Raw genomic sequence first — 21,079 nt, forward strand, 5'->3', positions numbered from 1 at the left:
CCTAGGGTAAGAGGCAGTAGCGGCTCCGTTTACGCTCATGGCAAAGATTACGAGCATTTTGCTGGTCGATGATGACCAAACAGTCAATTATCTTAATGAGAGGCTGTTGGAAAGAATGGAAGTAGCCAGCCAGGTGCTAGTGGCCCTCAATGGGCAAGAAGCGCTGAACCGGCTGGCCACGCACGGCCAGCACGCTACCGCCGCTAGCCCGGCACTGCTGCTGCTCGACATCAAGATGCCCGTGCTCGATGGTTTCGGGTTTTTGGAGGCTTACCAGCAGCTGCCGCCGGCCCAGCAGCGCGCCAATGTCATCGTCATGCTCACTACTTCGCTGCATCCGCTTGACATGCAGCGCCTGGAGCAGCTCCCCATTGCCGAGTGTTTGAGCAAGCCGCTGACGCAGGAAAAAGTAGACCTTATTATCGAAAAATATTTTGCGGAGCCGCCGCCGACCAGCGCACGCGCCTAGGTGCCGGCCCGGCGCTTAAGCGCGGCACTGGCCGGCAGAATAAAATCGGGCGGATGCGTAAGTTGCGCCAGCAACTATCCCGTTATTCTTGATACCGTTTGCTTATGGCTGCCACCTCCTCCGCTTCCGCTAACCCCTCGCCGGCTGCCCCCAAGCCCAGCCGCAAACCCCGTAAGAAGGCTGCCGCGCTGGCCCCGGCCGAGGCGGCTGAGCAGCCCGCCGACCGCCTCGACCTCATTGCCCAGGGCCTGAGCGGCAAGGCCAGCGTCAAGCAGGCGATTTTCCGGGCCACGCAGGCGGCCTTCGACGTGCTGCGCCAGGCTTCGCAGGAGCTGTGCCTTGAGCTGACCCAAAAAATAACGACCACCCTCGACCCGAGCGTGCGCATCGAGTACTACCCGGTCAATGGCATGGAGTTTCATATCCGCTTCTCCGGCGACTTGCTGGTGTTTGTCATGCACTCCAACATCGTGACCTTCCCCGACACCTTCGGGCCCATGACCACGCCCTACGTGCAGGACGATTTTCGGCGGCGCTTCTTCGGTCACATCATGGCCTATAACTTCATGGCCGACAGCATTAAGTATCAGCGCCTGAGCGACCCCGGCTACCTAGTGGGCCGCCTGCTGGTGAATATCGACAGCCATTATTTCCTCGAAGGCGTGCAGCAGCTTGAGCTGCCCGACCACGACATGAGCGCCAGCCCCGTCACGACCGATGCCATGCGCCTATTCGTGGAAAGCGCCATGATTGCGGCCGTCAACAACGACCTCATAGCCCCGCCGATGAATGATATTCAGAAGATTACCGTCAAGCAAAAGCTTGAAAACCAGCAGGTGAGCCGCGCCAGCAAAGTCGGCTTCAGTTTCTCGCACGAGCAGCAGTTTTAGGTAGGAATTTAGATAATAAAAACGGCTGCCGCTGCCGAAGGAAGCATCTTGCTAGGGTAGTAATCCTAACTAGACAAGATGCTTCCTTCGGCAGCATGACAGCCGTTTTATGGCTGGAGTGCCGTTTTAGCTAGCCGCGCCGTAGCCTACTTTCTCGCGCACTTTGGCCAGCACGCCGGCACCGTAGGCTTGGGCTTTGCGGGCACCTTCGGCGAGGCGGGCGTCGAGCTCGGGCAGGTTATCCATGTAGTAGTTGAACAGGCGCCGCTCTTCGCCAAAGCGCTGGAGAATAAGCTCGTACAGCTCTTTTTTGGCGTGGCCGTAGCCGTAGCCGCCGGCTTCGTAGCTGGCGCGCATCGTGGCCGTTTGCTCCGGCGAGGCCAGTAGCGAATATAGCTTAAAGGTCACATCCGTGTCGGGGCTCTTAGGTATTTCGAGCGGCGTGCTGTCCGAGATGATGCTCTTGATGGTTTTGAGCAGCTCCTTTTCGGGCACGAAAATGTCGATGGTGTTGCCGTAGCTTTTGCTCATCTTCTGCCCATCGATGCCGGGCACCAGCATCACCTGCTCATCCACCCTAGGGCGGGGTAGCACCAGCGTTTCGCCGTAGCGGCTGTTGAAGGCGGCGGCAATGTCGCGAGCTATTTCGAGGTGCTGCACCTGGTCCTTGCCCACGGGCACTACCTCGGCATCGTAGAGCAGAATATCGGCCGCCATCAGCACAGGGTAGGTGAAGAGGCCCGCGTTCACGTCCGACAGCCGGTCCGACTTATCCTTGAAGCTGTGCGCATTGGCTAGCATGGGGTAGGGCGTGAAACACGACAAATACCACGTGAGCTCGGTGACCTGCGGCACATCAGACTGCCGGTAAAATAGGTTTTTCTCGGTGTCGAAGCCGCAGGCCAGCCAGGCCGCCGCTACGGCGTAGGTGTTCTGGCGCAGCAGCGCAGGGTCGCGCACGGTGGTGAGCGAGTGCAGGTCGGCGATGAAGTAGAGCGAATCGTTGACCGGGTTTTTCGAGAGCTCGATGGCGGGCAGAATCGCGCCGAGCAAGTTGCCCAGGTGGGGGCGGCCGGTGCTCTGGATGCCGGTGAGGATGCGGGACATGGAACCTAGGATGGGCAGCCCACCGGGGGCCGCGGGTAAGCGACGTTAGAAGTCGGAGTTGGTATTGAGGGCGTGAAAAAACCGGGTGAGCTGGGTCGGGCCCACCTGGTTGGCGTCGAGCAGCTTCAGCAAATCGGGCCGGTTGAGGGCGTAGGGGCGCAGCTCGGCGCTAAGCTCTTTGTTATTCTTCAGGTAGCTGCCAGTGTCGGTGTAGAGCGTGATGACCATTGGTTGCCCGCTCTGCCGCACGAGGTAGGCCGTAAAATCGCTGGCCGAGCCGAGCTGCCCGGTGCGCAGGCGCGAGGTGTAGCGCAACAGCGATACCCGCCCGCTGTCGAGCAGTTCCACGAAGACTTTATCGTTTTCGACGTGCTCAAACAAGCCATTGCGGACTGTGAAGCCCTGGGCCGTGGTGTAGCGCTGCTGGCGTACGCGCAGGCTAGCAATCTCGCCGGGGTGGCGCACTATCTTTTGGCCATCCGAGTCCTTGCCCGACAGCTGCTTGGCCGATACTTTCAGCAGGCCGGTGTGGCGCACTTGCGGGTCGTTTAGCAACACGTAGCTGCCCGGCGCCCCTTCGGGCCCGCCCAGGCGCAGGCTCACTTGGGCCTGCGCCGCTCCGCTGGCACCAGCAAAAAAAGCAGAAAGCAAAAGAAAGCGCATAAGCAGACTAAGGCGCGGGCCTTGGGTAGAGGCTCGCACTAGGTTGGGTAGCTGGGCCTTGACGGCCCACGGACGCCGCAACACCAAGCTGGCGCCGAAGTAGGCCGCTGCAAAGGTACCGGCGCCCTGGTTTTTTAGTTCGACCCTGGCCAATGGCTTTGGCGCCTACACACCCTCATCAACCAGCGCCTCCGCTTGCAGCTCCGTCGTTTCCTGGGGCCCTAGGTAGCGGTCGATGAGGTAGTGCGCCAGGTACAGCAGCGGCGTCAGCAATATGGCCGCGGCCACTTTATACCAGTAGTTGAAGGTAGCTACCTCCACCACCTGCTTCAGCGGCCAGTTGCCAAATACATAAAACGCCACGTACAGCACCACAAAGCTGTCGACGAGCTGCGAAATGAGGGTGGAGCCCGTGGCCCGCAGCCAGATAAAGCGGCTGCCCGTGACGCGCCGAAACGCCTGAAACACGCTGGCATCGAGCACCTGCCCAATGACAAAGGCCGTGAGCGAGCCCACGATGATACCTAGGCCCTGCCGAAAAATGCTCTGGTAAGCAAACTCAATATCAAAGGGCCGGCCCTGGCCATCGGTCTTGTTGAGGTCGAGCCAGAAATCGGCCGGTGCCAGCCGGGTAGTGCCCAAAATAACCAAAAACGCGTACAGAATAAGCCCCACCGTGAGGAAGGTGATGCGCAGCACGCCCTTGCGTCCAAAATACTCGTTGATGACGTCGGTGCCGATGAACACCACCGGCCAGACCAGCACGCCTGCCGACAAGCTGCCCGTGAGGCCAAACGTTTTTTCGACCGAGAAGATTTTGACGCCGATAACCTCGGCCAGCAGCGCATTCACCAAAAAGATGCCGCTGAGCACCAGGTAGAGTTGCTGTTTCTTGTGAGCGTAGGAAGCGGGCATCACTAATCTTTTGGCATTGCGGGGAGACACAACAGGCGCCCTAGGGTGCTTACAGCGCCACAACCAAGCCCTCGGTCGCAAGCTCGGAATTTGGGAAAACGGCCTGCGCCTCCTGTAAATGCGCTGCCAGTTGCTTGTAGCGCGACGAGAAATGACCGATGAGCAGCTGCCCGACGCCCGCGGCGCGGGCCAGCTCGGCGGCCTGGCGGGCGGTGCTGTGGTGGGTGTGGGCGGCGCGCTCGCGCAGCTCTTCCAAAAAGGTGGCTTCGTGGTAGAGCAGGTCGGCGCCGCGTACCAGCTCGGCGAGCGCGGGCGTATAGAGCGTATCGGAGCAGAAGGCGTAGCGCCTGGGCGGCGCGGCGGGCGTCGACACCGCGGCGTGGGCCAGGGCCGGGCGGCCGGTAGCGGGGTCGGCGGGCAGGTCGTGGCCCTGGGCGAGCTGCGCCAGCTCGGCCGGGCTGAGGCCGGGTGGCAGGCTTTCCTTCACCAGGCGGTCGCGGCGCGGCTGCTCCTCAAACAGGTAGCCGCAGCACGGAATGCGGTGGCGCATGGGCAGCGTAGACACGCGCACCAGAGCATCCTCATACACCACAGCGTGGGCCTCGGTGTCGACGGCCACAAACGTGATATTGAACCCGTACTGAATACCCGAATGCAAGGCCTGCGTGCTGAGCACAAAGTCGAGGCCGGGCGGGCCCACTATCAGCAGTGGCTCTTGGCGGCCCTGCAAGTGCAGCGTACCCAGCAGGCCAAACAGCCCAAAATAGTGGTCACCGTGCAGGTGCGAGATAAAAATAACGCGCAGCGAGCTCAGGCGCCGCCGGTGCTCCAGCAGCCGCCACTGGGTGCCCTCGCCGCAGTCGATGAGGTAGCGGCCTTCGCCTACGGCCAGCAGTTGGGCCGTGGGGTGGCGCCCAACCATGGGCGTGGCCGAGGCGCTGCCCAGTATTTGAAGCTCAAACTGCATTGCTAAAAAGCTGCTGGCTGTTAGCGACTAGCTGTTAGCTCTTTCGTTTGACGAGCGCTAACAGCTAACAGCCATCAGCTAACAACTTTAAATAAAAAAAGCCACTGGCTGCCAGACATCAGCTCCCGGGCGGGAGCCAATAGCTAACAGCCAAGTGACAACTAAAGACACCTGCTAGCAGCTTACGAAAAGCTATTCTTTATCGGTGAGGTCGCGCTCGATGGAGTGCAGAAAAATACGGTCGATGCCTTCTTCCACGGTGGGCAGAATGTGCAGTACCGATTCCAACTTGCTGATGGTGATGAGCTTCAGCACGTGGTCTTGCAGGCCGGTGAGCACCAGCAGGCCGCCGGTCGAGTTGCAGAGGCGATTGGCAATCAGAATGCTGCTGAGTCCCGACGAGTCGGTGTATTTTACGTTTTGCAGGTCCAGAATCAGGTTGTTGGTACCTTCGGCGTTTAGCTTCACGAACTCCGACTTGAGGTCAGGAGCCACGGTCGTATCAAGCTTTTTTTCATCAATGGTGATGACGGTGTAGCTCTCTTTTTTATCAATGGAGTACTTCATAAAGAACCAGCGGGGGAGCAAAAATTAGGATGCGAGAGACGAAGGTAGGAAGAAATTAGAAATTGCCGGGCAGTCAATTTTAAGATATTCAGTAGTAGCTATTTACGGAAGAGGCTAGTAGGCCCGTCCGTAGGGGCGCCGGGCCCGCCAAAGGTGAGCGTAGCCCAAGTGCTTAGCCAATCGGCCTGGGAGGTTAGCTCGGCTGGCGCGGCTTCCAAATAGGTAGCCGCCGCCAGGTAAGGTCCACTACCGGACAAGCGTAACAACACGCGGCCGTTATTGTTGGCACGGGTTGAAAAATAGTGTGTTCGGGCCGCTACAGTTGGGCCCCGGCCACCGGCGGCTACCGGGCTGGCATCCCAAAAGTGCACCAGCGCGCCGGGCACGGGCTGGCCGTGTTGCAGCACGCGCAGCGTGAGGGCCGCGCCCGGCCGCAGGTAGTAGGGGTTTTGCTCGGGCACCAGCTCTAGGGGCAGGTTGAGAGGGCGGCGGTAGGTGGTGTCGGCAGGGCTGCCGGGGGCCCTAGGGCTGGCGGTGGCCAGCACCAGCGCTTTGGCACAGCGGCGGTAGGCTTCGCGGCCGGGTTTAGTAGTTTGGCCCTGCTGCTGGCGGTAGAGCAGAGCCTTATCTAGGCCCTGAGCCCGCAGGTAGGCAGTGAACTTATTGGCCGGCAACTCGCTAAAAGTCAGCGCGCTGGTGAGTACTACCACGTGCGTGCCCGGCGTGCGGCACGTCAGGGTCGGCGCCACCGAGTCGGCCAGCAGCGCCGGCCGCAGGTCGGCCGAGTCGGCCAGGCTGGTGGGCCCTAGGTGCACAAAACGCCGCACGCGCCGCGTGGGCCGGGCCCACGCGGCACCCGCAAAGTCAGCGCCCACCAGCAGCCGCAGCGGCACCGGCGCACCCACGGCCACCCGGTAACTGGCGGGTTGCAACCAGAATTCGTTGGCGAGGGCGGCGGTGGTGGCGAGCAAAAGGCCACCTAGGATAAGTTTGAATGGAATAGTGCCGCTTGTCATTGCGAGGAGGAACGACGAAGCAACTCATCCTTTCTACTTAGCGAACGTCTGCTAACGTAAAAGGAAAGGTTGCTTCGTCGTTCCTCCTCGCAATGACAAACGTGGGTAGACTATTACCTAGGGCGCCGCTGCATATCTACTGCCGCTCCAGGGCCAGGGCGTAGGCCCGGTCGTAGTACACGCGCAGGTTTTTCCAGTCGAAAATGTCGGCCGAGCTCTCAACGCGATTGCGCTGGCTGATGCGCTCGCGGCGGCTCAGGAGCACGAAGTTCCAGAGCATTTCGGTGAGCTCCTCGGCGGCCTGGTCGAAGCTGCGCTCCTGGCGGCGCACCACAAAAATGCCCTTGTCCTCGTGCTCGGTCACGTTTTTCTGCACGTAGTCGCCAAAGCCCGAGAGGTCGGAGGTGATGGCTGGCACGCCACGGGCGACGCACTCGAGCGGGGTGTAGCCCCAGGGCTCGTAGTAGCTCGGAAACACGCCCATGTGGCAGCCCCGCACAAACTGCCCGTAATCCATACCAAACAGCGGCGAAGTGGTGCTCACGAAGTCAGGATGGTACACGATTTTAACCCGGTCGTGCTTGTTGTTCACCAGGTTAGCCTGCCGCACGAAGTTCAGGATATCATCGTCCTGGTCGTTTACCAGGTTGTGGGTGATGACGGACGGCAGCTGGGAGGTTTTCCAGCTTTGCAGGCCGCGGCGGTAGCGCAGCTTCCAGTAGTCGTCCACCATGCTGTCAAGGTCGGGCAGGCGGTGGTCTTGGCTGGCAGCGGCGGCATAGAAGAGGCGCTCACCCACCTGCTCCTCGATGGCGCGGCAGGTTTCGCGCACCTCGTCGAGCTGGGCGCGGCTTTGCAGCACCAGCGGATTAATGCTGGTGTAAGGTCGCTTGGTGATGAAAAACATCACTACCTGGCCTTCCAAACCGCTCTGCTGGAGGCGGTGGTTGAGGCGAGCCAGGGCCTCCAGGGTCAGGTCGAAGCCTTTGTTGTGGTACTCGTAGCGGCCTGAGGTGAAGAGGTAAATTGTCTGGTCGAGGTCGAAGGAATAGCTCTGGAAAAAGTGCGCCATCACGAACTCGTGAATCTTATCCTTGTACGTCTTGTGCAGGTTCTGAAACTCGTGCAAAGCCACAAAGCGCTCGATATTTAGGCCATTCGGCAGCACCGCGTCCGGGATTCTATCCAGCAGATAAATGCACTCTCGCACCGTGAGCTCGCTCACGGTGGTGAAGACGTGGCTGCCATGGGCAGCGGCGCGCTCCATGCTCACGGCGGGCTCGATGTTGAAGTGCCGCGCCTGGGTGCGCCAATCCACGAGCATCAGGTGGTCGTAGAAATTGGGGTCGTTCATGGCCAGGTAGCGGCCCAGCAGCGTGGCGTGCGTCGTAAACACGAGGTGCACCGGCACCTGGCGGCGGCGCAATTCGGGAATGGCCACGCCCGTCATCCACTCGTGAAAGTGGCCGATGACCTGGTACTGGCCCACGGTCTGGCGGGCTACTTCTTCGATAAACACCCGCGCCAGGTCGCCGAAAGCCACCACTTGGTGCAGCAGGTCGTCGTTGTCGGGCATGGGCACCTGGTGGTCGCGCCAGAGGTCGGCTTTCAACTCACCTAGGCGGTTGTAATTCTGAAACGGGTTGATGAGCACGGCCCTAGGGCGGCCAGTTATCAGCCACGCACCCAGGCAGATATCGTAGCCCTGCTCGTGCAGCGTGCGCACGGCGCGGGCATAGGGGTCGTCCATGGTGGCGAGCTGGTCGTCGTCGTAGCTCTCAAACTCGCCCTGGGCTTGCTGCGGAAAATAGGGCCCCAGCAGGCAGTAGCGGTCGCCCCAGGCGGGCACGGTGGCGGGCACCTTGGACCGGATAACGGTGTAGATGCCGCCCACCTGGTTGCAGACCTCCCAGGCGACTTCAATCAGGAGAGAATTGGGGAAGAGAACGTCGGGGGCGTGGGGGTGGGGCTGCATAGGCGGGTGGGATAGACAAAAAAGCCGGGCGAAAGGTAAGCCGCCCGGCGAAGCGCGCGGGCAAGTAAGCGATAAATTTCTTTACCTAGGCTGGCCCTGGGTGGTTGCCAAAACATCTACCTAGTAATTGTCTGTTATGCCCCCGACCCTCATTTTTTTCTTCGTCATGTCCGACACCACCAACGTTCTCCCGACCGAGTTTCCTATTTTGCCTCAGCTCACGCAGCGCCGCAGCCCCCGCGCCTACACTAGCCAGCCCGTGAGTGCCGAGACCTTGCAGCAGCTGTTTACGGCCGCCGGCTCGGCCGCTTCGTGCTTTGGCGAGCAGCCCTGGCGCTTCATCGTGGGTAGCCAGGCCAGCAGCCCCGAGGCGTACCAGAAAATCCTGGGTACCCTAGCCGAGTTCAACCAGGCGTGGGTGAAAAAGGCGCCCGTGCTGGCCCTGAGCCTCGCCAAAACCACGTTCTCGCACGATGGCAATCCCAACAGCTGGGGCCGGCACGACGTGGGCCAGGCCGTGGCCACGCTGGCCATCCAGGCCGCCGAGCTGGGCGTGCAGGTGCACCAGATGGCGGGCTTCTCGGCCGAGGCCGCCTGCGCCGCCTTCCAGGTGCCTGCCGAGTACGAGGTGGTGTCGGTGTTTACCATCGGCTACCCCGGCGAGGTAGAGGCCCTGCCCGAGCCATTGCAACAGCGCGAGCTAGCGCCCCGCACCCGCAAGCCGCTGGCTGAGTTCATGTTCGAAGGCGGCTGGCCCCAGCCCGAAGAAGAGCGCTACGACCAAGCGCCGGTTTAAATTTAATGCGTGAATGAGTGAGGGGGTGAATAAGTGAATGGACGTTGGTCATTCACTCATTCACCCCCTCACTCATTCACGCATTGGTTGTTAGCGCGACAGCACCACCACGGCATACGGGCCGAGCGCGAAGCTGCCGTGCTGCGGCAAGCCATCGTAGTCGCCGCCCTGGGCCTGGGTGCCGAAGCACGGGAAGTTCAGGAAATCAGCATCGTAGCCGGCCCAGTCCGAGTTGAAGCGGATATTCCACTCGCCGGCGCCGGGCAGGCCAATGGTGTAGCCTTCGTGGGCTACGTTGGCAAAGTTGGCAATAACGACCGTGGCATTTTCGGGGCTGTCTTCCCAGCGGGCAAAGGCGATGACCTTGGCGTCGTTGTTGACGTGGAACACCTGGCAGCCCTGGCCGCGCAGGCCGGCCGTGGTGCCGCGCTGGTTGCGCCGCAGCGCGATGAGGTCGCGGTAGAGCTGCGTGATGCCGCCGTGCCGGCCGGCCCAGTCCCACTCCAGCGGCTCGGTGTCGTTGAACGAGCCGGGGGCCAGAAACTCCTGGCCCTGGAACAGCATCGGGATGCCGGGCGCGGTGAATACTAGGCTGGCGCCGAGCACCATGCGCTTCTTAGCGTAATAGTCCTCCACGTTGCCGGGCACGATTTCCTCGGGCAGGCGGCTTTTGCCGTTGGCTACTTCGTCGTGGCTTTCGGTGTAGATAACGCGCTGGAAGGCATCACCATTGTAGTGCGTGCACACGGCGCGGCTTACGGCGTGCATATCGCGGTCGCGGTCCTCTATAGCCGTCAGGGCCTGGTGGATGGGGTAGATAAACGAGGCCGACCACTGGGCCGAGAATCCCTCGCCGCCGTGCTCGGTGGGCGCCGTAATGGCGGGGTTGCCGCGCAGGTCCTCCGCAATCGTGATTTTCCAGGGCTGGCGGCTCTTAATTTCCTCGTTCACCCAGCGCATCAGGCTCCAGCCGTCGGGCAGGTCGGCGCCGGGGTCTTCCTCGCCTTTTACATTGCGAATGAAGGCAATGGCATCCATGCGCAGGCCGTCGCAGTGGTAGTCTTCCAGCCACATCAGGGCATTATCGCGGATGTAGCGGCGCACCTCGGGGCGGCCGTAGTCGGGGCGGTTGTGGCCCCAGGGCGTTTCGCCGCGCCAGTCGTTGTAGAAGTAGATGCCACCACCGTCGCCCTCCTGCCAGCCGTCAAACTGCCACAAATCGAGGTCGCCGGGGCCAAAGTGGTTGTACACCACGTCCAGAATCACGGCTATGCCGTGCTGGTGGGCGGCTTTCACGAGCTCGCGGAAGACTTCGGCACCGCCGTACTCGCTTTCCAGCGCGAAGGGGTTCGAGGGGTTGTAGCCCCACGAGTACGCGCCCGGAAACTCGGTGGCCGGCATAATCTCGATGCAGTTCACGCCCAGCTCCTGCAAGTACCCTAGGCGCTCAATCACGTCGCGGAACGTGCCGGGATGGCCTTCTTCTTTCACGTTGAAGGTGCCGATGTGCAACTCGTAAATAACAAGGTCGTTCCAGGCCGGCATCTGAAAGCGGTCGCCTTCCCAGTCAAAATCCAGGGGGTCGAACACCAGCGAATGGCCCGCCGAGTTGGTGACGGCGCGGGCGTAGGGGTCGTTGCGGGTGAGCTCGCCGGCCGGCGTGGTCAGCACATACTTGTAGCCCGCGCCGGCTTGCACGCCGGGCAGGTCGGCGGCCCAGTTGCCACCGTCTTCGGCCTGCAAAGGGTTGGCTTTGCTATCCCAATTATTAAAAGTGCCGATAACCGACACGGCGCTGGCGGCCGGGGCCCAGACCCGAAACGTGGTGCCCTCGGGATGGACCAGTGCCCCGAAACCGTCGCGCACCGGCGCCTGGCTGGGAGTGGTAGGGGCCGCGGTCTTCGGCTTGGTAGTAGTGGCTTTCGTCGATTTCGAAGCAGTAGATGCCCGGGAAGGAGTGGGCTTAGACAAGGTAGGAGTAGGCATAAAAAAAAGCCGCACCGTCGGCTTCCCAATGAAGCCTCCTGGCGCGGCCAGTTAAAGTCCTTCTTATACGCAATCTAATCTTGTTAGGATATAAAAGAAGCGCCGGCTACGGTGCCGCTTTGGCTAATACCTTGAGCGGCGCTTACTTCTGGCCCTGGGTAGGCCCGCCCGGCGCCGGCCGTGCCACCCGCGCTAGCAGGCCAGTGCGGGGGCGCCGGGGGCCTTTAGGGGCGCCGCCGCGGCCTCGGCCGGCAACCAGGGCGCCGACTTTCCGGTTTGACCTATTCCTAGGTCCTGAATTTTCTGTTTTATCGAGTTATGCCCCGCCCGCGCCCCGTTGTTTTTGGTTTGTATGCCTGGTCGCCCGACTACGGCTATAGTTATTTGCACCCCGCCAACCGCCGCACTTTCGAGTGGCTGCACCCGGTGGGCAAGGTGTTTGAGAAAGTGAGCGACCTCGATGACGACAGCGACTGGATAACGCTGCGCTACGACGAGCAGCAGTTCTTGGTGCGCGGCGAGCTGTTCAAAGAGATTTACAACAAGCCGCCCTTCGGCTTCGGCGACCTCGTGGAGGAGGTGGCCCCGCCCGCCGGCCGCCCCGCCCATCGCGGCCTAGTGTCCGATATTTTCTGGAGCGAAAGCGAGGACCGCGCCACCTTCCAGCTGGTCGAGCGCAAGCGCAAAGTGGCCCAGGTATTTGAGGGCGACGCGCTGCGCAAAGTCGAGAAGTAGCGTTTCGTTTTGCGTTGTTAGTTTTTCGTTTTTTGTGTTGTAAATAACTAACAAACAGCTCGCAACGAATGACTAAAAACGAATAGTAAAAAACGTCGCCGACGGCCGCGAAGGTAGCCCGGCGGGTTTTCGCGCCCCGTCGTAACTTCGGTAACCTAAGCCATGACCTGCGCCACTTTCAAAACCCTGCACCAGCGCCGCCAGGCCGAGCACCTGGCCCAGTACGGCCACGCCCTGGCCGAGCGCTCCGAAGACAGCTTCCGCCTGAGTCTCTACGCCATCGGTAATTTCTACGCCGAGGTGTGGCGCAGCGCGGGCGAGGAGGCCATCCTTTTCATCCACGTCTTCGAGCAGCCCAGCGGCCTCAGCGACTACCTAGCCCTGGTGCGGCTGCCGGCTGGCCTCTAGGTGGTCGCGCTGAGTTGGTCAGTTGGGAATAATAAAGTTTGCTCAGTATGCTGCTGCGCGAGCGGGTTCGTGCAGCGGCTTCGACCGCTAAGCCGGTGGTGTTGCGCTGCGCTGGCAGCTACCGCTCAGTAGCCGGTAGCCACCGCCCCACCTGATACGATACCTAGGTGCTGAATTTGGGCGAGGCCGTGAACTGTAAAGTACTCTCGACCGGCCAGCGCGCAGCACTCGCGGACTAAAAGTCCGCGAGTGCTGCGGCTATTTCGCCCTCTTGTTTAATAAGTTATGCTCGACCTTCTCAAACAGCCCTGGCCCTGGTACGTGGCCGGGCCCCTCATTGGCCTCACGGTGCCGGCGCTGCTGCTCGTGGGCAATAAGGCCCTAGGTATCAGTAGCGCGCTGCGCCACGTGTGCGCGGCCTGCGTGCCGGCGGGCATCCCGTTTTTGCGCTACAACTGGCGGGCTGAAACCTGGAACCTGGTGTTTGTGCTGGGCATCGCGCTGGGCGGTTTTATCGGCTACCGGCTGCTGGGCCACCCCGCCGCGGTGGCCATCTCGCCCGCCACGGTGCGCGACCTACGGGCCGAAATGCACCTCACCGATTTCTCGGGTCTGCTGCCCCAGGAGCTGTTTGCCCTCCGCAACCTGGCCAACTGGCGGGGCTGGGTATTTCTGGTGCTGGGCGGCTTTCTGGTGGGTTTCGGCACGCGCTACGCAGGCGGCTGCACCTCGGGCCACGCCATTTCGGGCTTGTCCAACCTGCAATGGGTGTCGCTGGTGGCCGTGGTCGGCTTCTTTGCCGGCGGCCTGGTCATGACCTGGCTGATTTATCCACTGCTGTTCTAATTACTTGCTGTGCAATATTTTAAATACTTGGTGCTGGGCACGCTCTTCGGCATTATTCTCACCAAAAGCGAAGTCATCAGCTGGTTTCGGATTCAGGAAATGTTCCGCTTCCAGAGCTTCCACCTATACGGCGTCATCGGCTCGGCTATTTTGGTGGGCCTGGTGTCCATTCAGCTCATCAAACGCTTCCACCTCCGAACAATTAATGGGGAGCCCATCGTCATTGCCGACAAGAAATTCAGCCACGGCGTCTGGATTGGGGGCTTTCTTTTCGGCCTGGGCTGGGCGCTCACCGGGGCCTGTCCCGGCCCGATATTCGCGCAGCTGGGCAGCGGCAGCGGCGCAGCGGTGGTGCTGATTTTGGCCGCCCTGGCTGGTACCTGGACCTACAGCGCCCTGCGCGAAAAGCTGCCCCACTAGCGGCCGGCGGCGGTACCCGCCCGGGCGCCTCCTTCAAGCCCGGCGCCGCCTAGCCAGCCACCTAGGTCACCTAAAATCCTTGCCGATGCCCTAACCCGGTTTGCGCGCCAACCGGCGGCAGCACGGTTTTACTGACGCCGGCAAATGCCCGTGCCAACTGGCCCGGCGGGCGCCGGGGTTGGCCTTGCCCAACTGCCGGCCAAAGAGCCTAGGTGAACCGCCGCGGCGCCTCAGTAGTAATTATCTAAAGTCTAATTGTTGGTCATGCAAGATGCTAAATAACAGTATTTTGCACGCAAGACTAATTGGTGTGTGAACTCCCGCTTCCGCACAAATCTCCTGTTTTTGCCGGGGGTGCGCGCCGTTACTTCGGCCCATGAAGCTTCGCAACCTAGGCGCCTACCTGCACGAGCGGTTTGCCCCCGTCAACATGGGGCTATTTGTGGTGCTGTTTTGCACCGTGCGGGCCGTGGCCGGCGCGGTCGCTCAGCACTCGCCCCGGCCCGCGGGCGGGCTGGCCTTGGCGGCGCTGGGCGCGCTGGCCACCGTGTCGTTTTTCTTCCGCCTGCGGGTGTTTGATGAGGAAAAAGACTTCGCCCAGGATGCCCGCAACCACCCGCAGCGCGTGCTGCAAACCGGCCGCGTAACGCTGCCGCAGCTGCGCGCCCTGGCCTGGGCCGGCGCGGTGCTGGAGCTGGGCTGGTCGGCCGCGCAGGGCGCGGACACGCTCCTGCTTTGGGCCGCGGCCCTAGGCTACAGCCTGCTCATGCGGGTGGAGTTTGGGGTGGGCGCCTGGCTGCGCGGGCGGCTGGTGCTCTACGCCGCGTTGCACCTGCTCATCATGCCGCTGGTGATACTGTGGTTGTTTTCGGCCTACGTGCCGCGCCTGGCCTTCGGCGCAGAGCACCTGTTGTTGCTGTTGCTGCTGAGCTTGCTGGGGGGCTTTGGCTTTGAGCTGGCGCGCAAGCTGCACGCCCCGGCCGCCGAGCGGGCGGGCGTCGATTCCTATTCGAAAGCGCTGGGCTACGGGCCGGCCCTCACCCTCACGGTGGCGGTAGTGCTGGCCGGCGGGGCCGTGCAGGCGCTGCTGCTGCGCGGGCTGCACGCCCGCCCGGCCGCCTACGCCGCGCTGTGGCTGCTGCTGGCGGCGGGCCTGGCACTCTATAGCACGGCCGCCCGCCGCCCCCGCGAGGCGCGCCTGCGCCAGGCCGAAAAAATAGTGTCGCTCGTCATGCTCACCTCTTACCTGGCCGTGCTGGCCGAAGTCTATGGCCTTGGAAAATAACGGGTTATTCATTCCCGAAAGCCAGTTGATGCCGCCCGCCCACGCCGCGGCGCACCTAGGCGGCAAGGGCGCCGGTATGCTGCGCCTACGGGCGCTGGGCGCGCCGGTGCCCGCGTTTGTGGTGCTGCCCACGGCTTTATTCGAGCCCGGGCTGGCGGGCCTGCCCACCACCGCGGCCGGCCTGGCCGAGCGCCGGGCGCGCCTGGGTAGCTTCGAGGTGCCAACTGCTACCCAGGCCGCGCTGCGGGCGGTGCTGGCCGGCTGGGGCTTTGGCGCCGGGCAGCCGGTGGCGGTGCGCTCGTCAGTGGCCGATGAGGACGGCGGCGCCGCGGCCTTCCCCGGCCTGATGGACAGCGTGCTGCACGTGGCCGACTGGCCGGCGCTGCTGGCGGCCGTGGCGCGGGTGGCGGCCAGCGCCTACTCCGAGCGGGCCCTGGCCTACCGCCGTCAGCGCGGCCTGCCGCTGGCCGCCCGGCCCGCCGTGGTGGTGCAGCGCCAGGTGGCCGCGCGGGCGGCGGGCGTGCTTTTCACCACCTTCCCCGAATACCCGCAGGAAATGGCTATCCACGCCGTGGCCGGGCTGGCCGAGGGCCTGGTAAACGGGCAGCTGGTGCCGGAAGAATATTACCTGGGCAAAGCCGATGGGCAGCTGGTGGCGCAGGTGGCCAGCGAAGTGGTGGAGGTAGCAGCTTTAGATTTATTGCCAGCGAAAAGTGCCCCTTATGCGGTTGCCAGCCCAGCCGCCGTAGCCACCGCTACGTTGCTCTCTACCATCACCCTGGCCGAACTCTACCACCTCGGCCAGCGCCTCGAAGCGGCCCTAGGTGGCCCGCAGGACATCGAGTTTGCCCAGGACGAAGCTGGCCGGCTCTGGCTGGTGCAGGCCCGGCCGTTGACCCAGCCCGTGCCCGAAGTGGTGGCGTACGACAACGCCAACATTCAGGAAAGCTACTGCGGCGTGACGACGCCGCTCACCTTCAGCTTTGCGCAGCGCGCCTACGCCACCGTGTACCGCCAAACCATGCGCACTTTGGGGCTGCCCGCCGCCGTGGTGGCCGCCCACGAGCCCGTGATTACCAACCTGCTGGCTTTGCAGCAAGGGCGCATTTACTATAATCTCAATAACTGGTACCGCGGCCTGCTGCTGCTGCCCAATTTCCGGCAGAGCAAGGCCGATATGGAGCGCATGATGGGCGTGCTCGAACCCGTGGACTTCGTGCGCGACCAGCGCAAGACGCTGGCTCAGCGCCTAGCCCTGCTGCCCCGCCTGGCCCTGACCCTAGGCCGCCTGCTGGGCGAGTTTGCGCGCCTGCCGGGGCAGGTGCGGGCGTTTCAGGCGCGCTGCGAGGCCGAGTACCAGCGCTTCTACCAGCTGCCGCTGGCCACCCTGGGCGCGGCCGAGCTGCTGCGCGAAATCGAGCACCTCAACGAGGCCCTGCTCACGCGCTGGACTACGCCCATTATCAACGACTTTCGGGTGATGATGGCCCACGGCGCGGCCACCCGCCACCTAACCCACCTAGGCGTGGCCGACCCGGACGAGTTTCTGAGCCGCTACCTGGCCGGTAGTCCGGCCGGGCCCGGCGCGGCCGCCGAGCCCCTGGCCAGCCTGCTGCCCGCCCTGGCCCTGCGCGAGCTGGGCGAGCTGGCCCGGCAGGAGTTTCCGGCACTGCTGCCCCTGCTCGAAAACCCTGGCCCCGAGCTGCCGGCCCAGGTGGCGCGGTTGGCACCGGCCTTTCACGAGCGGGTGCGGCACTACGTGGCCCACTACGGCGACCGCACCATGGGCGAGCTCAAGCTCGAAACCGAAACCATGCGCACCAGCGAGGCGCTTTTTTATCGCTACCTGGTAGCCTACTTGGCGCCCCCGGCGGCGCCCGCCACGGCGCCCGCGTCGCTGCCTGCCCAGGCGGCGGCCGAGCTCACGGCGCGGCTCAGCGGCCGGGGCTGGTGGCGCGCGCGGCAGGTACGCGGCAGCCTAGCCGCACTGCGCCAAGCCGTGGCCCGCCGCGAGGCCCTGCGCCTCGAGCGCACCCGCCTCTTTGGCATGTACCGGGCGGCCTACCGGGCCTTGGGGCAGCGCCTGGCCGCGGCGGGCACCCTAGGCGCGCCGCTCGATGTTTTTCTGCTAACCGAAGCTGAGCTGGCCAGCGCCGCCCGGGCCGGCGGGCCGCAGTGGGCCGCGCTGGCGGCCCAGCGCCAGGCCGAGCTGGCCGCCTACCGGGCCGCCCTGGCCCCGGCGGGCCGGCTGGTGGTGCCCGCCCGCCCGGTAGCCGCCCCCGAGGCCGCGGCGCCCGCCGATGGCCGCCTGCGCGGCACCGGCTGCTACCCCGGCCAGGTGAGCGGCGAGGTGGTCGTCATCACCGACCCTGCGCAGGCCGACCTAGGGGCCGTGCGCGGGCGCATCGTGGCGGCCCTGCGCACCGACCCCGGCTGGGCGGCGCTGTTCCCGGGGTGCCGGGCGGTGCTCATCGAGCGTGGCTCGGCGCTGTCACACTCCGTCATTTTGCTGCGCGAGCTCGGCATTCCCACCATCATCAACGTGCCCGGCCTCACCCAGCACCTGCGCAGCGGGCAGCGCGTGCGTCTCGACGGGCGCACCGGCGAGGTGGAAGTAACCGCCGAATAATCTCCGCCTAGGAATATGCGTATAGCGCTACTACATTAGGGGCCGCGGCGCCGTTGGCTGGCGCTAGGTTTGCCCTGATTATTTAGTACTTATCCTTACCGTGTAGCGGCCGGCTGGCAACCCCAGCCGGCTGCTACGGCCGCTCTTCTATTGCCTGCCTTTCGCTTTTGAAAACTACTTCTCCTAGCCCCCTCATGTCCGTTTTTTTAGACCGCTTGCCCTACACCGGCGAGCTGCCCGCGAGCTTCGATACTGTGGGCCGGCAGCCCTATGCCGGCCTGGGCTACGCCCCCGACGATGAGTCCGCCGCCGAGCTCTGCGCCCAGCTGGCGGCCACCCACGACATCGTTTTTTACACCGACCACTGGAATATGCGGCTCGCGGGCTTGTTTCCCAAGGCCGGGGGCGAGGTCGCGTACTTTGGGTTTTGGGAAACCTCGGGCGCGCTACTGCTCAATCAGGTCGCCTTCGACCAGCTCTACCAGGATGCCGCGGCGCGGGGGTTTCGGGTGGTGCAGGGGCCGCTGCACTTCAGCACCTACTTCCGCTACCGGCTGCGCCTGGGCGCGGTGCCCTCGTGGCGGCAGTTCAACCGCGAGCCCGTGAACCCGCCCTACTACCCCGGCATGCTCGAAGAGCTCGGCTTTCAGCCGGCCCTCACCTTCGAAAGCCACCACCTGCTGGCCCAGGATGTGCCGCTCGTGTACGAGCAGCAGCGCACCGTGCAGGAGCAGTTGCACCAGCTGCCGTTCGAGTTTATCGCCCTCACGCCGCCCGTGTGGGACGAGCTAGAGGACGAGATTTTCGAGCTCATCCAGCAGATTTTTGGCCAAAACCCCGCCTACCGCGCCGTAAGCAAGGCGCAGTTTCGGGTGCTCTACAACCACGCCTACGCCGAGGGGCTGTGCCCGCACGCCTCGGTGCTGTTTCGGCACCAGCCGAGCGGGCGGCTGGCGGCCCTCAGCCTGTGCCAGCCCAACTACCACGCGCTGGGCCGGGCCATCAGCGAGCACCCCGTGTACGCCCGCGACTACCCGCGCCTCACTACCCGCACCTTGCTGGCCAAAACCGTGGGCGTGCACCCCGATTTTCAGGGCCAGGGCCTGCAAGCCCTGCTGGCGGCCTACGCCATGCAGGAGTTTCGCGCCCACTACGACGACGTAATTTTCTGCCTCATGCGCCGCGACAATCGCTCGCTGCGCTTCCTCAAAAACCTGCCCACCGAGGTAGCCCACTACGCGCTGTTCGAGCGCGAGGTCAGTAGTGAGTAGTGACTAAATCTGTTCATAGCGGCTTTCTTGTAGCAGCAGGGGTATAAAAGTGTGCTAAGCCGTTTTCAGCGGCTTTCGCAGGCTGCGTGGCCCATTGGGCTGTACTTCCACCGGGCTGGAAAAAGGGTGCTCGCCCAGGCGTTTAATGTGCTCGTAGCGAGCGGGCTGGCTTTCGACTACATAATTCCTTACAGAATTTAACGCCCGATGAAGTAGCGGCCGCCGCCACTACTGTCGAGCTTCAGAACGCCTGATGCTCCACTTGCAACCGGCTTAGTATCTGGGAGGAGGTTAGGGGAGAGCAGGCGGAAGCGGCGCAGCGTCATAGCCAGAGCTAGCGGCAGGGGTAATAGGGTGAAGGAGCCACAGGGGCTAGCAGCTACATTTTTTCTTGCCCCTCGTCCGCTCCTCCTGCATCAGCCGGTGGGGGCACGGTCTACTAGCTGCCGCCGCTTGGCTGTTGGCTACGGCTAGTGCGCGTAAAGCAGCACCAGGGATACAAGTACCGTCGCGCTCATGACCAAGGCCACGATGCGGTTGTCGCGACGTTCCTCCGCGAGGATAGGTTCTTCGGCGGTACTAGTGTTCAAGGAAGTCATGGGAAGAGATGAATTCGAGACCAGAAGAATTTCCTGGACCAAGACGAAGAGAAGCTGAGTACGACCGCAAAAATAAGGAAAAGTGGGCAATCACCCCGGCTAGTTTGTCACTTTGCCATGTTAAGTTTTCACCTTACCCGTATGATGGTCGGTGCAGACATGTCAGGGGTTTCCACTTGCTGCTTGGCCATTAGGCGATACTGCTGCGTCAAGCGGTCTTTACCGCCAGGGCCGGAGCCGGCTGTGCTTGGTCCGGGAGCCAGGCGTCGAGCAAGCGCTGGCACAGCGGCACTAATGGGGCAAAGAGTAATACGCCCGCCAAGTTGAACAGCACGTGGGCGTGGGCTATTTGCCGGGCCACATCGGCGTGGCCGGCCACCAGCAGCACCAAAGCAGTGAACGGCTGGATGAGCAGCAAGCCTAACGTGATGGAAATAGCGTTGAAGCCCAGGTGAAATAACCCCGTTTTCAGCGCGGCCCGCCCACGGCCAATCGTGGCCAGCAGCGTATCCGAACAGGTGCCTAACTCAGCGCCCAGCATCACGGCAATGCCGGCGGGCAGCGTGACCAAGCCTTTCGCGGCTAGCTTAATGACCATGCCTAGCGTAGCCGAGGAAGACTGAATAAGCAGGGTGAGCAGTGCCCCCGCCCCCGCGCCGCGCACCGGGTTTTCGAGTTTAAGTAGCCAAGCCTGTACGCCCTGGTAGTCCTTGAGTGGGGCTGCTGCCTCGCCAATCAGGAATAAACTAAAAAACAGCAGCCCGAAGCAAAACAGGGCGCGGCCACTGGCCCGCCCCGCCCGCTTTTTACTGAAAAAGAGCAGTAGTAAGCCCGGCAGCATGGCCACCACCGCGTACTGGCCCAGGTCGAAGGCGAAGAGCTGGCTGGAAATGGTAGTGCCGATATTGGCGCCTAACACTACTCCCAGCGAATTGCGAAATGGTAGCGCCCCGGCACTTACTAGGGCAATGGCCAAAATAATGACCACGGACGAGGAATCGAGCAGGGTCGTCACGACGGTGCCCGTGAGAATGGCAGCGGGCACGGACTTGGTGAAGCGGTCGAGCCAGCTTTTCACCCGCTCCCCCGCCAGGTGGCGCAGCGAGAGGGCTAGCCGGCTCACGGCGTAGAGAAACAGCACCAGGCCGGTACTGGCCAGTAAGGCAATTGACCACGCGGAGGACGTCATAGGGGTAGATGCGTTGGAGTAATCGCTGCTCCTCACCAACGTAATTGGTAAATTCCGCGCTGAATCTGCCTCATGATGAAATTGTGAAGGCAGTTATCCGCCACTAGCAGCTTCAGCTTTGACGTACCTAATACTAGCTGGTAATCTGCGCCTTAACTTAAGAAAATTTAGCGCTTAATAGCTCTGCGTGCTGCGCTTCAAAGCACGGCATTGTACTTTCAATTACGTCCTCAAACTGGCTGACTTAACTAAATCACCTCGCTATCGCCCGCCCGCACTCATTACCCAGACTTGACAAAAGGGTAACCTAGCGGACTTCATGCGGGCCGACCTTTGCTACTCAACT

Annotated in this window: 19 protein-coding genes; 10 read left to right on the top strand and 9 right to left on the bottom strand. The window is 62.8% G+C overall.

Annotated elements, in window-relative coordinates; translation table 11 throughout:
- Positions 1-37 precede the first annotated feature (37 nt).
- Both ACFSDX_RS20190 and ACFSDX_RS20195 read left to right on the top strand, forming a co-directional pair.
- Positions 38-469 carry a response regulator gene (locus tag ACFSDX_RS20190; protein ID WP_382316860.1) on the top strand — a complete coding sequence of 144 codons (432 nt, stop codon included), beginning with the start codon at positions 38-40 and terminating at the stop codon, positions 467-469.
- A gap of 104 nt (positions 470-573) precedes the next feature.
- Positions 574-1,359, top strand: coding sequence for a hypothetical protein (locus ACFSDX_RS20195; protein WP_382316862.1), 786 nt, complete (start codon positions 574-576; stop codon positions 1,357-1,359).
- 126 nt (positions 1,360-1,485) lie between these two features.
- On the opposite strand, the gene trpS is transcribed toward ACFSDX_RS20195, so the two are convergent.
- The 7 genes from trpS to ACFSDX_RS20230 form a co-directional block, all read right to left on the bottom strand.
- Positions 1,486-2,466 (bottom strand): tryptophan--tRNA ligase, encoded by a 981-nt coding sequence (gene trpS, locus ACFSDX_RS20200; protein ID WP_382316864.1) that lies wholly within the window; start codon positions 2,464-2,466, stop codon positions 1,486-1,488.
- A gap of 45 nt (positions 2,467-2,511) precedes the next feature.
- Positions 2,512-3,117, bottom strand: a complete 606-nt coding sequence (locus tag ACFSDX_RS20205; RefSeq protein ID WP_382316866.1) for a hypothetical protein — start codon at positions 3,115-3,117, stop codon at positions 2,512-2,514.
- A 177-nt stretch (positions 3,118-3,294) separates the two neighbouring features.
- Complete coding sequence (locus tag ACFSDX_RS20210) at positions 3,295-4,044, bottom strand: queuosine precursor transporter (RefSeq protein ID WP_382316868.1); 750 nt, start codon at positions 4,042-4,044, stop codon at positions 3,295-3,297.
- A gap of 49 nt (positions 4,045-4,093) precedes the next feature.
- Complete coding sequence (locus tag ACFSDX_RS20215) at positions 4,094-5,011, bottom strand: ribonuclease Z (RefSeq protein ID WP_382316870.1); 918 nt, start codon at positions 5,009-5,011, stop codon at positions 4,094-4,096.
- A 192-nt stretch (positions 5,012-5,203) separates the two neighbouring features.
- On the bottom strand, positions 5,204-5,578 hold the full coding sequence (locus ACFSDX_RS20220) for an STAS domain-containing protein (protein ID WP_144845077.1): 375 nt from the start codon (positions 5,576-5,578) through the stop codon (positions 5,204-5,206).
- Positions 5,579-5,676: 98 nt separating this feature from the next.
- Positions 5,677-6,594, bottom strand: a complete 918-nt coding sequence (locus tag ACFSDX_RS20225) for a DUF4198 domain-containing protein (RefSeq protein ID WP_382316872.1) — start codon at positions 6,592-6,594, stop codon at positions 5,677-5,679.
- A 136-nt stretch (positions 6,595-6,730) separates the two neighbouring features.
- The gene (locus ACFSDX_RS20230; protein WP_382316874.1) at positions 6,731-8,569 is read right to left on the bottom strand and encodes a glycosyltransferase; all 1,839 of its coding nucleotides are present in this window, start codon (positions 8,567-8,569) and stop codon (positions 6,731-6,733) included.
- 136 nt (positions 8,570-8,705) lie between these two features.
- Between ACFSDX_RS20230 and ACFSDX_RS20235 the strand changes: the two genes are divergently transcribed.
- Complete coding sequence (locus tag ACFSDX_RS20235; protein WP_382316876.1) at positions 8,706-9,365, top strand: nitroreductase family protein; 660 nt, start codon at positions 8,706-8,708, stop codon at positions 9,363-9,365.
- A gap of 90 nt (positions 9,366-9,455) precedes the next feature.
- Here the strand turns inward: ACFSDX_RS20235 and ACFSDX_RS20240 are convergent, their stop codons facing one another.
- Positions 9,456-11,351, bottom strand: a complete 1,896-nt coding sequence (locus ACFSDX_RS20240; RefSeq protein WP_382316878.1) for an alpha-amylase family glycosyl hydrolase — start codon at positions 11,349-11,351, stop codon at positions 9,456-9,458.
- 318 nt (positions 11,352-11,669) lie between these two features.
- Between ACFSDX_RS20240 and ACFSDX_RS20245 the strand changes: the two genes are divergently transcribed.
- The 7 genes from ACFSDX_RS20245 (at position 11,670) to ACFSDX_RS20275 (ending at position 18,945) form a co-directional block, all read left to right on the top strand.
- Positions 11,670-12,086 carry a DUF6960 family protein gene (locus tag ACFSDX_RS20245; RefSeq protein WP_382316880.1) on the top strand — a complete coding sequence of 139 codons (417 nt, stop codon included), beginning with the start codon at positions 11,670-11,672 and terminating at the stop codon, positions 12,084-12,086.
- 162 nt (positions 12,087-12,248) lie between these two features.
- Positions 12,249-12,494, top strand: a complete 246-nt coding sequence (locus ACFSDX_RS20250; RefSeq protein ID WP_382316882.1) for a hypothetical protein — start codon at positions 12,249-12,251, stop codon at positions 12,492-12,494.
- Between the two features lie 285 nt (positions 12,495-12,779).
- The gene (locus tag ACFSDX_RS20255) at positions 12,780-13,340 is read left to right on the top strand and encodes a YeeE/YedE family protein (protein WP_382316884.1); all 561 of its coding nucleotides are present in this window, start codon (positions 12,780-12,782) and stop codon (positions 13,338-13,340) included.
- Between the two features lie 9 nt (positions 13,341-13,349).
- A complete protein-coding gene (locus ACFSDX_RS20260) occupies positions 13,350-13,760 on the top strand; it encodes a DUF6691 family protein (protein ID WP_382316886.1) in 411 nt (136 codons plus the stop codon).
- Positions 13,761-14,136: 376 nt separating this feature from the next.
- Positions 14,137-15,045, top strand: coding sequence for a UbiA prenyltransferase family protein (locus ACFSDX_RS20265; protein ID WP_382316888.1), 909 nt, complete (start codon positions 14,137-14,139; stop codon positions 15,043-15,045).
- The gene (locus ACFSDX_RS20270) at positions 15,029-17,674 is read left to right on the top strand and encodes a PEP/pyruvate-binding domain-containing protein (RefSeq protein ID WP_382316889.1); all 2,646 of its coding nucleotides are present in this window, start codon (positions 15,029-15,031) and stop codon (positions 17,672-17,674) included. The genes ACFSDX_RS20265 and ACFSDX_RS20270 overlap by 17 nt, the downstream gene beginning before the upstream one ends.
- Positions 17,675-17,868: 194 nt before the next feature.
- Positions 17,869-18,945 carry a hypothetical protein gene (locus ACFSDX_RS20275; protein ID WP_382316890.1) on the top strand — a complete coding sequence of 359 codons (1,077 nt, stop codon included), beginning with the start codon at positions 17,869-17,871 and terminating at the stop codon, positions 18,943-18,945.
- 807 nt (positions 18,946-19,752) lie between these two features.
- On the opposite strand, the gene ACFSDX_RS20280 is transcribed toward ACFSDX_RS20275, so the two are convergent.
- The gene (locus tag ACFSDX_RS20280) at positions 19,753-20,733 is read right to left on the bottom strand and encodes a Na/Pi cotransporter family protein (RefSeq protein WP_382316892.1); all 981 of its coding nucleotides are present in this window, start codon (positions 20,731-20,733) and stop codon (positions 19,753-19,755) included.
- Between the last annotated feature and the right edge of the window lie 346 nt (positions 20,734-21,079).

The organism is Hymenobacter bucti, assembly GCF_042681145.1.
Taxonomy (GTDB): domain Bacteria; phylum Bacteroidota; class Bacteroidia; order Cytophagales; family Hymenobacteraceae; genus Hymenobacter; species Hymenobacter bucti.